A 13862-nucleotide genomic window follows, 5' to 3' on the forward strand; every position below is an offset into this window, starting at 1 on the left:
GGCGGGGGTGGCGGGGGTGTCGGGAGTTCGGCGGGGCAGCATCAGCGCGAGCACGAGGACGGCGAGCGAGATGACCGCCCCGAGCCCGAAGGCCCACTGCAGGCCGCCGACCATCGCGGCCGCCTCGCTCGAGCCGCCCTCGGCCAGCGACGCGGAGCGGCTGGAGAGGATCGTGATCGAGACGGCGGTGCCGATGGCGCCGGCGACCTGCTGGGTGGTGCCGAGCAGGGAGGAGCCGTGGGAGTACAGGTGCATCGGGAGCGCCCCGAGGCCGAGGGTGAAGACCGGGGTGAAGATGCCGGCCAGCGAGATCATCAGCAGCACGTGGATGCCGACGACGGCGGCGACCGGGGTGGTCTCCCCGATCAGCGCCAGGGCACCGAGCGCCACGACCATGCCGACGGCACCGGGCACGACCAGCGGCCGGCTGCCCACGCGGTCGAAGGTCCTGCCGACCTGCGGACCGAGCAGGCCCATCATGATGCCGCCGGGGGCCACGACCAGGCCGGTGGTCAGCGGCGAGAGACCGCGCACCTCCTGCAGGTAGAGCGGCAGCAGGATCATCGCGGCCAACATCGACATGAACGCGACCGCCATCAGCGCGATGGAGACGGTGTAGGTGCGGACCTGCAGGACCCGCAGGTCCAGCAGCGGCTCCGAGGTGCGCTGCAGGCGCAGCTGGCGCCACACGAACAGGCCGACGACCACCAGGCCGAGCAGGGCGGGGACCTCGGCGGGCACCGAGCCGCCGGAGCCCTCGCCCAGGCCGCTGAGGCCGTAGACGAGGCTGCCGAAGCCCAGGCCGGCCAGCACCACGGAGGCGATGTCGACGCGTCCGGCGCTCGGCTCGCCCACGTCGGGCAGCCGGCGCAGCGAGATCACGGTGATCGCCAGCGCGATGGGCAGCACCACGAAGAAGAGCCCGCGCCAGGTCGTGACGGCCAGGATGCCGCCGGAGACGGCCGGGCCCATCGCCGGGGCGACGGAGATCGCCAGCGTCACGTTGCCCATCACGCGACCACGGTCGTGGTCGGGGACGACCTTCATGATCGTCGTCATCAGCAGCGGCATCATCACCGCGGTGCCCGCGGCCTGCACGACCCGACCGGCCACCAGCATCCAGAAGAACGGCGCCACGCCCGCGATCAGCGTGCCGACGCTGAAGGTGATCATCGCCAGCGTGAACGCCTGGCGCGTCGTCACCCGCATCAGGAACCAGCCGGTGATCGGGATGACCGTGGCCATCGTGAGCATGAAGGCCGTCGAGAGCCACTGCGCCGATCGCGCGGTCACGTCGAACTCCACCATCAGCCGCGGGATCGCGTTGACCATGATCGTCTCGTTGAGGATCACGATGAACGTCGCCAGCACGAGCCAGCGCAGCACGCCGTAGTCGGGTGCCGGCGCGACGTCGTCGCGGGCGGGGGCGGCCTGCGGGGAGGCGGGCGAGGTCATGGGGCTCCAGACGAGAGGGACGAGCAGGTGCTGCGGCGCGGTGGGGTGCCGGCGCGTGCGCCGGGGACAGCACCGGAGGGGCGCGGGCCGGTGAGGGCCACGCACAGTCTGACCTGAGACAGCCCTTCAACTCATCGGGTTTATTCCCGGAAGGCCCGCTGGACCCGCGTGACGCAGCCCGGACGGGTGGTCGCCGGCCTGCCTAGAGTCGAGGACGTGCTGACCCCGCTCTCCCGCCTGCTCGACTCCGCACTGGACCGCTCGGTGGTGCTCGGCTACACCTCCATCGGCTCCGGCGTACGACGGCTCCTGCCGCACTGGCCCGACGACCCGGCCCCGGGGTCGATGGCGGGTCGGCGCGTGGTGGTCACCGGCGCGACCTCCGGCATCGGCGAGGCGATGGCGCGCTCCTTCCTGGACCTCGGCGCCACCGTGCACCTGCTGGGCCGCAACCCCGACAAGGTGGCCGACTACGCACGCCAGCTGCGCACCGAGGTGCCGAACGCCGACGTGGTCGAGGAGGTCTGCGACATCGCCGACCTCGACGCCGTGCGCGCCTGGTGCGCCGACCTGTCCGACCGGGTCCCCGCGATCCACGGACTCGTGCACAACGCCGGCGTGATGCCGCCCGAGCGCACCGAGAGCCCGCAGGGCCACGAGATGACGCTGGCCTGCCACGTGCTCGGCCCGCACCTGATCACCTCGCTGCTGCGCGACCTGCTGGTCGCCGGCCCGGCAAGCGTGGTGTGGATGAGCTCGGGCGGGATGTACGGCGCGTCGCTGCACGCCCGCGACGCCGACGACCTGGAGTTCCGGCGCGGTGAGTACGACGGGGTCCAGGCCTACGCCCGCACCAAGCGGATGCAGGTGGTGCTCGCCGATGCGTGGGCCGAGACCCTGCGCGGCACGGGCGCCCTGGTCGAGTCGATGCACCCGGGCTGGGCGACCACCCCCGGCGTGACCTCGAGCCTGCCGCGCTTCGACAGGCTGACCCGACGGGTCCAGCGCACCCCGGCCGACGGCGCCGACACCGCGGTGTGGCTGGTGGCCACCCGACCGGAGTCCGGACCGCACCACTTCTGGCACGACCGCCGCCAGCGACCGACCACGATCGGGTGGCAGCGCGAGCAGGACCCCGACCTGCGAGCCCGGCTGCTCACCTACGTCGCCGAGCAGACCGGAGGCGCGGCGCTGTCGTGACGGCTGTCGCCGACCCGCGGCCGGGGAGGCCGGCCGCCCCGGGATACTGAACCGGTGCGACGCTCCCGACTGCTGCTGGTCCTGCTGCTCCTGGTGGTCGTGAACATCCCGCCCGTCCACGCGGCCTGGACCGACCACCGTCTCGACGGCGACGGCGTCACCGAGACCGTCCCGGCCGTCACCGACGGCGGCGACGGCGACGCCACCGTCGTCGAGGTGTCGCTGCCGACCGCGGTCGCCGAGGAGCTCGGCGGCGCGCAGGGCCTGCTCACGCAGCCGACGGCGCTGGAGCCCGACGCGTACGCCGACGCGGCCGCCACCGGGCAGGTCGAGGTCACCTACCTGCCCGACGACCCCGGCACCTACCGCGTCGAGGGTGCCAGCGGCGGGCTCGCGCTGGCCACGGTGCTCCTCGCCAACGCCGCGCTGCTGCTCGTGGTGGGCCTGTTCCTGCTGGTGCGCGGACGCACCCGCCCCGAACTGCGGATGGTCGCCACCTCCGACGTCCGCCGGGTGCCGCCGGGCGCGCTGCTGGAGCGGGTGAACGGCAACGACTACGTCGTCCGGGGCGACATCGAGGAGCTCGCCGACGACGAGCTGGTGCTGCAGGTGGCCGACCGCCGGGTGCGGGTCCTGCTCGACGGGCACGCCAACCCGGCGTCGTACCAGCAGAGCGTCGAGGTGCGCGGCACGATGATCGGGTGAGGGTCCCGCTTCGGCAGCCCTGACATGCTGGAGGCCATGACCTCCCTCCAGGACTTCAACGCCCGCGCCATCGACGGCAGCGAGACCGACCTGTCGGCGTACGCCGGTCAGGTGGTGCTCGTGGTCAACACCGCCTCCCAGTGCGGCTTCACCCCGCAGTACCAGGGCCTCCAGCAGCTGCACGACACCTACGCCGCACGGGGCTTCACGGTGCTCGGCTTCCCGTGCGACCAGTTCGGTGGGCAGGAGCCGGGTGACGACGCGGAGATCAACAGCTTCTGCGAGCGCAACTTCGGTGTGACGTTCCCGCTGTTCTCCAAGATCGAGGTCAACGGCGAGGGCGCGCACCCGCTCTACCAGTGGCTGCGCTCGGAGAAGGGCGGCCTGATGGGCAGCCGGATCAAGTGGAACTTCACCAAGTTCCTCGTCGGCAAGGACGGGCGTGTCATCGACCGCTACTCCCCGACGACCAAGCCGGAGAAGATCGCCGCCGACATCGAGAAGGCGCTCGCGGCATGACCCGGTTCACCGCAGGCACCGAGGCGCAGGCGGTGATCACGGCCTCGCGCGAGGACGTGTGGGCGCTGCTGGAGGACCCCGACGCGATCGCCGACATGACGCCGTTCGTGCGTCGGATCACCGCCGAGGGCGACCACTGGACGTGGGACCTGAGCGGTCTGGAGGTGCTCGGGGTGAAGGTCGCGCCGACCTTCACCGAGAGGATGACCTTCGATGAGCCCAGCCGCATCGAGTTCCGCCACGACCCGCCGGACGGTGAGACGGAGCGCTCGGGGGTGGAGGGGTGGTACGACCTGTCGCAGCACGAGCAGGGGTGCGAGCTGCGCACCAGCCTCGAGATCACGCTCGACCTGCCGCTGCCCAAGCTGTCCTCCAAGGCCGTCACCGCCACGATGAAGGGCGTCGTCGCCAAGATGGGCGACCGGTTCTCCGCGAACCTGCTCGAGCGGCTGGGGGCCGAGGAGGTCTGAGGAGGACGCGTCGGAAGGTCTGACTGACACCAGTCAGACCTTCCACGTCCCGTACGCCGCGGGGGCGGTGGGTCCCCGACCCCCCGCGGTCCGCAGGTGGTTGACGACCCACCGCCCCCGGGCGGTCGAGCGTGCGCGGCGACTCAGACGAGCATGTCGCTCTCGTCCGACTCCTCGTCCAGGTCGGTCTCCGACAGCGCGTGCCGGCCGGCCGTCAGGTGCGGCCGGTCGAGCTTCTCGCCCTCGACGTCGACGTGCGGGAGGACCCGGTCCAGCCAACCCGGCATCCACCAGGCCTTCTCACCGAGCAGGAACAGCAGCGCCGGGATCAGCACCATCCGCACGATGAAGGCGTCGAAGACGATGGCCGCCGCCAGGGCGAAGCCCATCGACTTCACGACCGCGTCCTCCTGGAGCATGAAGGCGGCGAAGACCGCGATCATGATCGTGGCCGCGGCGGTGACGACCCGGGCGGAGTTGCGGAAGCCGTCGACCACGGCCTCGGAGGTACTCATGCCGTGGACGTGCGCCTCGCGCATCCGGGTCACCAGGAAGACCTGGTAGTCCATGGCCAGGCCGAAGACCAGGCCGATGAGGAAGATCGGCATGAAGCTGACGATCGGCTGGCCCTCGAAGATGCCGAAGGCGCCCTCCTGGAAGACCGCCACGGTCGCGCCCAGGGTGGCCAGCACCGACAGCAGGAAGCCCAGGGTCGCGGTGAGCGGCACGAGGATCGAGCGGAAGACGATCATCAGCAGGATGAACGCCAGGCCGATCACGATCGCGAGGTAGACCGGGAGCGCGTCGGCGAGCCGGTCGGAGACGTCGGTGGTGATCGCGGTCAGACCGGTCACGCCGGTGTCGGTGCCGGTGGCGTCCTCGATGTCGGACTCGCCGTCACGCATGGTCTCCAGCAGGTCGGTGGCGCCGGCGTCGGCCGGCCCGAACTCCGGGAGGACCTGGATCAGCGCACCGGTGGCCGGCGTGGTGACGGTGCCGTCCTCGGCACGCTCGGCGTTGGTCGCCACGATCTGCGCGTTGACCACGCCGTCGAGGCCGCCGGCCCACGCGGTGACCTCGCCGAAGGCGGCCTGGCGCTGCTCCTCCTCGACGTCGCGGGCGTCGACGACCACCAGCAGCGGGGCCTCGCGGCCCGGGCCGAAGCCCTCGGCCACCAGATCGGAGGCCTGGCGCTGGGTGCTGTCGCTGGGCGCGGTGGAGTCGGTCGGGAACGCCAGCTGCAGGCCGCCGAGCGGCAGGGCCAGAGCGCCGAGCCCCAGGACCACGACCGCGACGAAGGCAGCCGGTCGGCGGCCCACGAACCGGGCCCAGCGCACGCCGTTGTTGAGGACCTTGCCGTCCTCGTCGTGCTGGGGGCGGTACTTGCGGACGCGGCCGGCGAAGGTCTTGGACTTGAACAGCCCGAGGATCGCCGGCAGCAGGGTCAGGGCGACCAGCACTGCCACGAAGACGGTCGCGGCGGCGGCCAGACCCATGGTGGTGAGGAACGGGATGCGTACGACGGCGAGGGCCGACAGCGCGATGAGGACCGTCAGGCCGGCGAAGACCACGGCCGAGCCCGCCGTACCGACCGCGACGCCGACCGCGGCCTCACGGTCGTCGGTGTGGTGCAGCTCGGTGCGGTAGCGGGCCAGGATGAACAGCGTGTAGTCGATGCCGACCGCGATGCCGATCATCGACGCGAGGATCGTGGCCGAGGAGTCGACGTCGATGAAGGCGGTCATCGCGGTGACGCCGGTGAGACCGATCATGACGCCGATGACGGCGTTGAAGATCGGCATGCCGGCCGCGACCAGGGAGCCGAAGGTCAGCACCAGCACGATCAGGGCGACGCCGAGGCCGATCGCCTCCGAGGTGAGGCCGATCTCGGAGAAGAGCGTGGCACCGGGACCGTTGGCCTCGACCTCGAGACCGGACTCGCGGGCGTCGGACATGACGTCCTCGAGCGCGTCGAGGCTGGTCTCCTCGATGTCGGTCGGGGAGTCGACGTCCCACTCGAAGGTGATGATGCCGGTGCGGCCGTCGTCGCTGAGGGGGGAGATCGCGTCGGCGTTCGCCCGGGCCTCCCGCACCGCGGCGCGATCGCCGCCGGCGGCCTGGGCCGCACCGACGAGCTGCTCCTCGATCATCTGCGCCTGCTCGACCGGACCCACGACCTGCGGGTCCTCGGGCATCTGCGGGAGACCGGCCAGCGCCTCGGTGAGCTCGGCGATGTCCTGGCGGTAGTCGGTGAGCTCCTCGCCCTCGGGCGCCTGGACGACCACGTTGACGTTGGCCGCGTCGAAGGCGCTCTCCGAGCCGGGGAAGAGCTCGGCCTGCAGGTCCGCCGCCTCCTCCGACGGGATGCCGGGGATCGTGAAGTTCTCGCTCAGCGGCTTGGCGAAGGCGGCCGAGAACGCGCCGAGGGCGAGCAGCACCACCAGCCAGCCGGCGAGGAAGCGCGGCCAGTGGCGGAACGCCGTGGTGCCGAGTCGGTGCAGCAGGGTGGCCATCGGGGTCTCCTGGGTCGGTGCGTGGGTGTGCAGGCGGGACGGGCAGGGTGGCTGGGTCGGATCAGGCGGGGTGAGCGCCGAACAGCTCGGCCACCAGGCCGAGGTGGTCGGTGACGAGGTCGGCGAGCTCGGGGTCGTCGGGCTCGCCCTGGGCGAAGGACTCCATGGCGGAGTCGAAGACGGCCACGAGGACGCCGACGGCGAGGCGGGCGCGGACCGGCCCGAAGTCGGGTCCCTCGCGCTCGAGGACCAGCCCGACGATCTGCTCGGCGAGGGTCTCGAAGCGCTCGTGGATGACGCCGAGCAGGCGCGGTGAGGAGGTGAGGACGGTACGCCGGAGCCGGGCCGACTCGCGGTCGATCACCTGGGTCGCGAGCAGGTGACGTGCCAGCTCGGCCAGGTCGTCCCCGAGGCGACCGTGCGGGCCGCCCGCGCGGAACCGGTCGGCGACCTCCTGCAGCGCCGCCGAGGCGAGGTCGGGTGCCTCCGCGCCACCGAGCACGGCATCGACCTTGCTCGGGAAGTAGTTGAACAGGGTGCGGCGCGAGACCTCGGCGGCCTCGGCCAGCTCGTCCATCGTGAACCCGTCGAACCCGGCGTCGAGGCACAGGCGCTGGGCGCAGCGCACGATCCGCACGCGCGTCAACGCCTGCTTCTCAGCGCGCCCACCGGCGCGGAGTGCACTCAAGCCCATGGAGTGCATTCTGCACTATGCGTTCAAGGGTGCAAAAATGTGATGGTGGTCACGACATCGGGGGTGAGCCGGACGAGGCCCGTGGCCGCCCCGTGGGCGACACGCACCGGGCCGCCGCGAGGGTGACTTGCCGGTAGCCGAGCCAGGGGCGGAGAGTGGCGAGGTGACCCGTACCGCCGGCCGAGCCGCCACCACCTCGTCGTACTCGATCACCATGCGCCTGCACACCGCGCCCGACCACGGCGTCGTCGGTGCCGTGGCGACCGCGATCTCCGAGGTCGGCGGCATCGTCACCGGCATCGACGTGGCCGAGTCCTCCCACGAGCGCCTGGTCGTCGACGTCACCTGCTCCGCGGCCGACGCCGAGCACGCCGAGCGTCTCCAGGAGGCGGCCGGTGCGGTGCCGGGCGTGACGGTCCACAAGACCAGCGACCGGGTCTTCCTTCTGCACATCGGCGGCAAGATCGAGGTGTCCTCCAAGGTGCCGCTGCGCAACCGCGACGACCTCTCGATGGCTTACACCCCCGGCGTCGGCCGGGTCAGCCTCGCGCTGGCCGAGCACCCCGAGGACGTGCGCCGGCTGACGGTCAAGGGCAACTCCGTCGCGGTGGTCACCGACGGGTCGGCGGTGCTCGGCCTGGGCAACATCGGCCCTGGCGCGGCGCTGCCGGTGATGGAGGGCAAGGCGGCGCTGTTCAAGCGGTTCGCCGACATCGACGCCTGGCCGATCTGCCTGGACTCCCAGGACACCGACGAGATCGTCCGCGCCGTCCAGCTGATCGCACCCGGCTTCGGGGGCATCAACCTCGAGGACATCGCGGCGCCGCGATGCTTCGAGATCGAGCGACGGCTGCGCGAGACCCTCGACATCCCGGTCTTCCACGACGACCAGCACGGCACCGCGATCGTCGTGCTCGCCGCGCTCACCAACGCCCTGCGCGTGGTCGGCAAGGACCTCTCCTCGATCCGCGCCGTCGTCTCGGGTGCCGGCGCCGCCGGCAGTGCGATCGTCACGCTCATGCTCGCCGCCGGCGTCGAGGACGTCGTGGTCTACGACCGGTTGGGCTGCCTCTCCCGCCACGACGAGACCCTGCCGCCCGCGCAGCGCCGGCTCGCCGAGGTCACCAACCCGCGTGACGTCCGCGGCGACCTGCGTGCCGCGCTGGACGGCGCCGACGTGTTCATCGGGGTGTCGGCCCCCGGGGTCCTGGAGGCCGAGTGGATCCCCGACATGGCCGAGGATCCGGTCGTCTTCGCGCTGGCCAACCCCGACCCCGAGGTCGACCCCGCCGAGGCCGCCAAGCACGCCGCCGTCGTGGCCTCGGGCCGCTCGGACTACCCCAACCAGATCAACAACGTGCTGGCCTTCCCCGGGGTCTTCCGGGGCCTGCTCGACGCCCGCGCCACCGACGTGACCGTCGAGATGATGCTGGCCGCGGCCGAGGCGATCGCGGGCGTCGTCACCGACGACCAGCTCAACCCCAGCTTCATCATCCCCAGCGTGTTCCACCCCGACGTGCCCACCGCCGTGGCCACGGCGATCCGGGAGGGCTGAGCGCGCCCCTGTGCCTGCCCGTGCCCGCCTGGGCCTGCCTGGGCGGGCGGTCAGGTGAGCTCGACCGCGCGCCGCGCGCCGGGCGGACGGATCCGCACCCGGTGCTCGAGCGTGCGCTCGGCGTCCTTCGCCGTGGGGGCGACCACCGTGACGGCGTACGGCGCGTCGCGCAGCAGCAGGCTGACCTGCCAGTCGCCCGCCGGGGTCTGCGAGGGTGCCCACCGGAAGACCTCCGAGCGGCCGTCGGCGGAGCGGGTGACGACGCGGCTGTCGCCGTGCATCTTGTCGAAGTAGCGCAGCGCGGCGCGCTGACCGGTGACCTGGCTGTAGGTCACCGAGACCGGCTGGCCGCCCACGACCTGGTCGCAGGTCCACATCACCGGGCGGTTGTAGTCCGGGTTCAGCTCGAGCTCGTCGACGCAGTCGAGGCGGTCGGGACGGAAGGAGGGCAGCACCCAGGCGAGGCCATCGGCGCCGCGGGGCTTGGGGCAGTCCGAGGGGTCGGCAGCCTCCTCGGCGTTCCAGCAGAAGAACCGGGGGGCGGCAGCCTCGGAGCCCTCGATCTCGGCCCACAGCATCTGTCCCCCCACGGCCCCGGCGGCCACGAGCCCCGCGAACAGGGGGACCACCACGAGCGCGGTACGCCGAGCGTCCGGGCGCGACCGTGCTGCCGGGGCGGCGTCGGGCAGCAGCGGCTCGGACTGGGGCTCGGGCTGGGTCTCGGGCTGGGTCTGGTGGGGGGAGGCGTCCATGACGTCGTCAGTCTCGTCGGCCGGGGTGCTCATCGGCTCATCCGTTCGCGTGCAGCGCGGCGCCGACGACGCCCGCCTTGTTGCGCAGCAGGGCGGGCACGATCTCGGTGTCGAGGTCCAGCAGGGGCAGGAACTCCTCCGAGCGCTTGCTGATGCCGCCGCCCACCACGAACAGGTCGGGGGAGAAGAGCCGCTCGAGGTGGCGGTAGTAGGCCTGCAGGCGGGCGGCCCAGGCCTCCATCGACAGGTCCTCGGCCTCCCGGGCCCGGTTGGAGGCGCGGTGCTCGGCCACGGCGCCGTCGATCTCGACGTGCCCGAGCTCGGAGTTCGGGACCAGCACGCCGTCGTGGACCATCGCCGAGCCGATCCCGGTGCCGAGGGTGGTCAGGAGCACCAGCCCGCGACGGCCGGCGGCAGCGCCGTACTGCACCTCGGCGAGGCCGGCGGCGTCGGCGTCGTTGACCACGTGGACCTCGCGACCGGTGGCCTCGCTGAAGACCCGGTCGGCGTCGGTGCCGAGCCAGGAGTCGTCGATGTTGGCGGCCGAGTGGACGACGCCGTGGCGCACGATACCGGGGACGGTGACGCCGACCGGGCCGGTCGCCTCCGGGAAGTGCCCGAGGAGCTCGACGAACACCTCCGCCACCGCGTCGGGGGTCGAGGGCTGGGGAGTGCGGATGCGCACGCGCTCGGCGGCGAAGTCGCCGCTCGCGAGGTCCACGGGGGCGCCCTTGATGCCGGTGCCGCCGAAGTCGATGCCGAAGGGGAGACTCATCGGGCCCCATCCCAGCGGCTCGCACCGACGCTGGCAAGACTCGATCGGGGGAAGGCGGGCGGTCGGGGAGTTGTCTGGACCCCCTCGGGCGCCCGGGACCAAGGTCCCTGGATGGCCCTTCCTCCGCGGCGCATGGTGGATCCATGTCCTACGGAGTCGTGGGGTCGAAGTCCGGCCACCTCCTCGTCGAGACCCTCACCGGGGCCGGCGGGACACCGAGCGATGCGGCCTTCGACCGCTTCCAGGACGTCTGGGGGGCCACCTGGGTCGCCGGGCGTCTGACCCTGACCGCGCTGCACCTGACCTTCATGCCCAACCGGGTCGGTCGCGGCTCGGCGATGCTGAAGATCGACCTGCGCGACCTCACCGGGGTCGAGCTCGGTGCGGGCGTCGTGCAGCGCACCGTCGGACTGCGCACGCCGGGCCACGTCGGCCGGCTGCGCTGCCTCGGGGCCCCCGCCCTGGCCGAGCAGGTCGCTTCCCTCGCCGAGGCAGCCAGGCACGTCCCGTCGCGCCCTCCTGGTCGTAGCGAGCCGTCATCCCCGTCCAGCCCGAACTGAGGTTTACAGAAACAACCCTCTTGTCAATCTGCTTGACATTCCGTATCCTCCTGTCAAGTAGATGAGGTGACGCCCGTCACCGCAGGAGGTTCCCCATGAGCAGCACCATCCCCAACAGCACGGTCCCCGCCGGGTCGACCGAGGCCTGGAAGGACAAGAAGCGCTACCTGTGGCTGATCGGCCTGGTGGTGCCCTCACTGGCGTTCATCGCCTTCGGCGGCTACGCCCTCACCGGCTGGGGCGCCTGGCTCTGGCTCGGTCCGGTCGTCATCCTCGGCATCGTCCCCGCGATCGATCTGATCGCCGGCCTGGACCGCTCCAACCCGCCCGACGACGCGATCGAGGCGCTGGAGAACGACAAGTACTACCGCTGGATCACCTACCTCTTCCTCCCGATCCAGTACGCCGGCTTCGTCGGCGCCTTCTACCTCATCGGCGGAGGCACCCCGTTCGACATCGAGCCGCTCGGCGTGATCGACAAGATCGGCCTGGCGATCTCGATCGGTGCCATCGGCGGGATCGGCATCAACACCGCCCACGAGCTGGGCCACAAGCGCGAGGCCAACGAGCGCTGGCTGGCCAAGATCGCGCTCGCGCAGGTCTTCTACGGCCACTTCTACATCGAGCACAACCGGGGCCACCACGTCCGGGTCGCCACGCCCGAGGACCCGGCCTCCAGCCGGTTCGGCGAGAACTTCTACGAGTTCTGGCCGCGCACCGTCGTCGGCTCGCTGAAGAGCGCCTGGCACCTGGAGAAGAAGCGCTACGCCCGCAAGAAGACCCACCCCTTCCACCTCGGCAACGACGTGCTCAACGCCTGGCTGATGTCGATCGTGCTGTGGGGCGGCCTGGTCGCCTGGCAGGGCCCCGGCGTGCTGCCCTTCCTCGTGGTCCAGGCCATCGTCGGCTTCTCGCTGCTCGAGGTCGTCAACTACATGGAGCACTACGGCATGCTGCGCCAGAAGGTCGGCACCGGTGAGCGCCAGCGCTACGAGCGCGTGGACCCCTCGCACTCGTGGAACTCCAACAACATCGCGACCAACGTGCTGCTCTACCACCTGCAGCGCCACAGCGACCACCACGCCAACCCCACCCGCCGCTACCAGACGCTGCGCGACTTCGAGGAGAGCCCGGTGCTCCCGACCGGGTACGCCGGCATGATCGTGCTCGCGCTCTTCCCGCCGCTCTGGCGCCGGGTCATGGACAAGCGGGTCATCGCCCACTTCGACGGCGACCTCAGCCGCGCCAACCTGCACCCCCGCAAGCGCGACAGGATCCTGGCCAAGCACCCCGTGCCCGTGCACGAGGAGACCGTCGCCGTCGACGACTCGGCGCACACCTTCGCCGAGGAGGTGCTCGCCGCTCGCTGCCCGGGCTGCGGCTACACCTACGAGGTGTCCGCGGGCAACGAGCTCGAGGGCTTCGCCGCCGGCACGGCCTGGGCCGACATCCCCGACGACTGGTGCTGCCCCGACTGCGGCGTGCGCGAGAAGGTGGACTTCGTCCCGCTCGCCCCGTCCGAGGCCGCGTGAAGGAGGCGAGGGACATGGGACTGCAGATCGTCGTCGACCGCGACAGGTGCGAGGGCCTGGGCATGTGCGAGGCGATGGCCTCGGACTACTTCGAGGTCCGTGAGGACGCGGACGGGGAGGAGTCGGTGCACGTGCTCGACGAGACCCCGCCCGAGTCCGACCGCGCGCACGTGCACGCCGCGACCCAGGCGTGCCCCGTGCTGGCGCTCTCCCTGCAGGGCTGAGGGCTCGCCCGAGCCACCACCTGCCGTGACGAGCACCCCTGAGACCGCCGGACCGGGCCGACCCCCCGGAGGCCCGGTCCGGCGACCCAGGCCCGCTCCCGAGGGACCGCTCACTAGACTCCGGTCCGTGAGCAGCGCCGTCCCCACCACCCGCGAGCGGGTCGTGGACGCCGCCGTCCGCCTCACCGCGCAGATCGGATGGTCGCAGGTCACGATGGCGCGACTGGCCCAGGAGGTCGGGGTCTCCCGCCAGACCGTCTACAACGAGGTCGGCACCAAGCCGGGGCTCGCCGAGGCGATGATCCTGCGCGAGCTCGACCGCTTCCTCGGGGTCGTCAACGATGCCTTCGACGCCCACCCCGACGACCTGGTGGGCGCGATCCGTGCGTCGGCGCAGCACGTCCTCGAGCACGCCACGGGCAACGACCTCCTGCACGCGGTCGTCTCCGCCACCCACGGCGCCGACACCGAGCTCCTCCCGCTGCTCACCACCCACGCCGAGTCGCTGCTGGTCGCGGCCAAGGCCGTGATCGCCGAGCGGATCACGCCGTACGACGTCGTCCTGGACGGCCCGCACCTCGACGCGGCCATCGACATGGTCGTCCGCGTCGTGCTCTCCCACGTCATGCAGCCCTCCGGCGACCCTGCCGAGACCGCGGAGGCGATCGCCTGGATCGCGGCGCGGGTCCTGGGGTAGGTCGTCGTAAGGTTCATCGGCCGGCCGATGAACCTTGCCGTCGGACGGAACCTGTCAACCTGCGTGGAGTCGGTCGCGGTTGGTTTCTTGGTTGATGGCCACTTGGGCCATGGGGGTCGGTACCCGGGGCGGGCTGGCGAACCGTTCGGGGTGGGCGGTGTAGAGGGCGTCCATGGCGGCTTGGCGCCGATGGTGGACACCGGTCCAGGTG

14 protein-coding genes are annotated in these 13862 nt (G+C 71.8%); 9 read left to right on the plus strand and 5 right to left on the minus strand.

The genetic code is table 11. From position 1 onward, the window contains the following. A partial coding sequence (locus A6R01_RS10735; RefSeq protein ID WP_292605692.1) for an MDR family MFS transporter occupies positions 1–1455 on the minus strand: 1455 nt, incomplete at its 3' end. Between the two features lie 216 nt (positions 1456–1671). Between A6R01_RS10735 and A6R01_RS10740 the strand changes: the two genes are divergently transcribed. The 4 genes from A6R01_RS10740 to A6R01_RS10755 are packed head-to-tail and all read left to right on the plus strand — an operon-like array spanning position 1672 to position 4349. Further along, on the plus strand, positions 1672–2655 hold the full coding sequence (locus A6R01_RS10740) for an SDR family NAD(P)-dependent oxidoreductase (RefSeq protein ID WP_292605694.1): 984 nt from the start codon (positions 1672–1674) through the stop codon (positions 2653–2655). A 54-nt stretch (positions 2656–2709) separates the two neighbouring features. Next, a complete protein-coding gene (locus A6R01_RS10745; RefSeq protein WP_292605696.1) occupies positions 2710–3360 on the plus strand; it encodes a hypothetical protein in 651 nt (216 codons plus the stop codon). A 36-nt stretch (positions 3361–3396) separates the two neighbouring features. Beyond that, the gene (locus tag A6R01_RS10750) at positions 3397–3879 is read left to right on the plus strand and encodes a glutathione peroxidase (RefSeq protein WP_292605698.1); all 483 of its coding nucleotides are present in this window, start codon (positions 3397–3399) and stop codon (positions 3877–3879) included. Beyond that, positions 3876–4349 carry an SRPBCC family protein gene (locus tag A6R01_RS10755; RefSeq protein WP_292605700.1) on the plus strand — a complete coding sequence of 158 codons (474 nt, stop codon included), beginning with the start codon at positions 3876–3878 and terminating at the stop codon, positions 4347–4349. The genes A6R01_RS10750 and A6R01_RS10755 overlap by 4 nt, the downstream gene beginning before the upstream one ends. Before the next feature lie 143 nt (positions 4350–4492). Here A6R01_RS10755 and A6R01_RS10760 read toward each other — a convergent pair whose 3' ends face one another. Both A6R01_RS10760 and A6R01_RS10765 read right to left on the minus strand, forming a co-directional pair. Continuing rightward, positions 4493–6862 carry an MMPL family transporter gene (locus A6R01_RS10760; protein WP_292605702.1) on the minus strand — a complete coding sequence of 790 codons (2370 nt, stop codon included), beginning with the start codon at positions 6860–6862 and terminating at the stop codon, positions 4493–4495. A 61-nt stretch (positions 6863–6923) separates the two neighbouring features. Further along, a complete protein-coding gene (locus A6R01_RS10765; protein ID WP_292605704.1) occupies positions 6924–7556 on the minus strand; it encodes a TetR/AcrR family transcriptional regulator in 633 nt (210 codons plus the stop codon). 214 nt (positions 7557–7770) lie between these two features. Between A6R01_RS10765 and A6R01_RS10770 the strand changes: the two genes are divergently transcribed. Further along, a complete protein-coding gene (locus tag A6R01_RS10770; protein WP_292605714.1) occupies positions 7771–9111 on the plus strand; it encodes an NAD-dependent malic enzyme in 1341 nt (446 codons plus the stop codon). A gap of 50 nt (positions 9112–9161) precedes the next feature. On the opposite strand, the gene A6R01_RS10775 is transcribed toward A6R01_RS10770, so the two are convergent. Both A6R01_RS10775 and ppgK read right to left on the minus strand, forming a co-directional pair. Beyond that, positions 9162–9896 (minus strand): hypothetical protein, encoded by a 735-nt coding sequence (locus A6R01_RS10775; RefSeq protein ID WP_292605705.1) that lies wholly within the window; start codon positions 9894–9896, stop codon positions 9162–9164. A 4-nt stretch (positions 9897–9900) separates the two neighbouring features. Then, a complete protein-coding gene (ppgK, locus tag A6R01_RS10780) occupies positions 9901–10638 on the minus strand; it encodes a polyphosphate--glucose phosphotransferase (RefSeq protein ID WP_292605706.1) in 738 nt (245 codons plus the stop codon). Positions 10639–10781: 143 nt separating this feature from the next. Between ppgK and A6R01_RS10785 the strand changes: the two genes are divergently transcribed. The 4 genes from A6R01_RS10785 to A6R01_RS10805 all read left to right on the plus strand — a co-directional run bounded on the left by A6R01_RS10785 (position 10782) and on the right by A6R01_RS10805 (position 13651). Continuing rightward, positions 10782–11198, plus strand: a complete 417-nt coding sequence (locus A6R01_RS10785; RefSeq protein ID WP_292605708.1) for a hypothetical protein — start codon at positions 10782–10784, stop codon at positions 11196–11198. A gap of 95 nt (positions 11199–11293) precedes the next feature. After that, positions 11294–12730, plus strand: a complete 1437-nt coding sequence (locus A6R01_RS10790) for a fatty acid desaturase (RefSeq protein WP_366925107.1) — start codon at positions 11294–11296, stop codon at positions 12728–12730. 14 nt (positions 12731–12744) lie between these two features. Next, positions 12745–12954, plus strand: a complete 210-nt coding sequence (locus A6R01_RS10800) for a ferredoxin (RefSeq protein WP_292605710.1) — start codon at positions 12745–12747, stop codon at positions 12952–12954. Between the two features lie 127 nt (positions 12955–13081). Continuing rightward, positions 13082–13651, plus strand: a complete 570-nt coding sequence (locus A6R01_RS10805) for a TetR family transcriptional regulator (RefSeq protein WP_292605712.1) — start codon at positions 13082–13084, stop codon at positions 13649–13651. Positions 13652–13862 lie beyond the last annotated feature (211 nt).

This window comes from Nocardioides sp. REDSEA-S30_B4, from assembly GCF_001627265.1.
Classification (GTDB): Bacteria; Actinomycetota; Actinomycetes; order Propionibacteriales; family Nocardioidaceae; genus Nocardioides.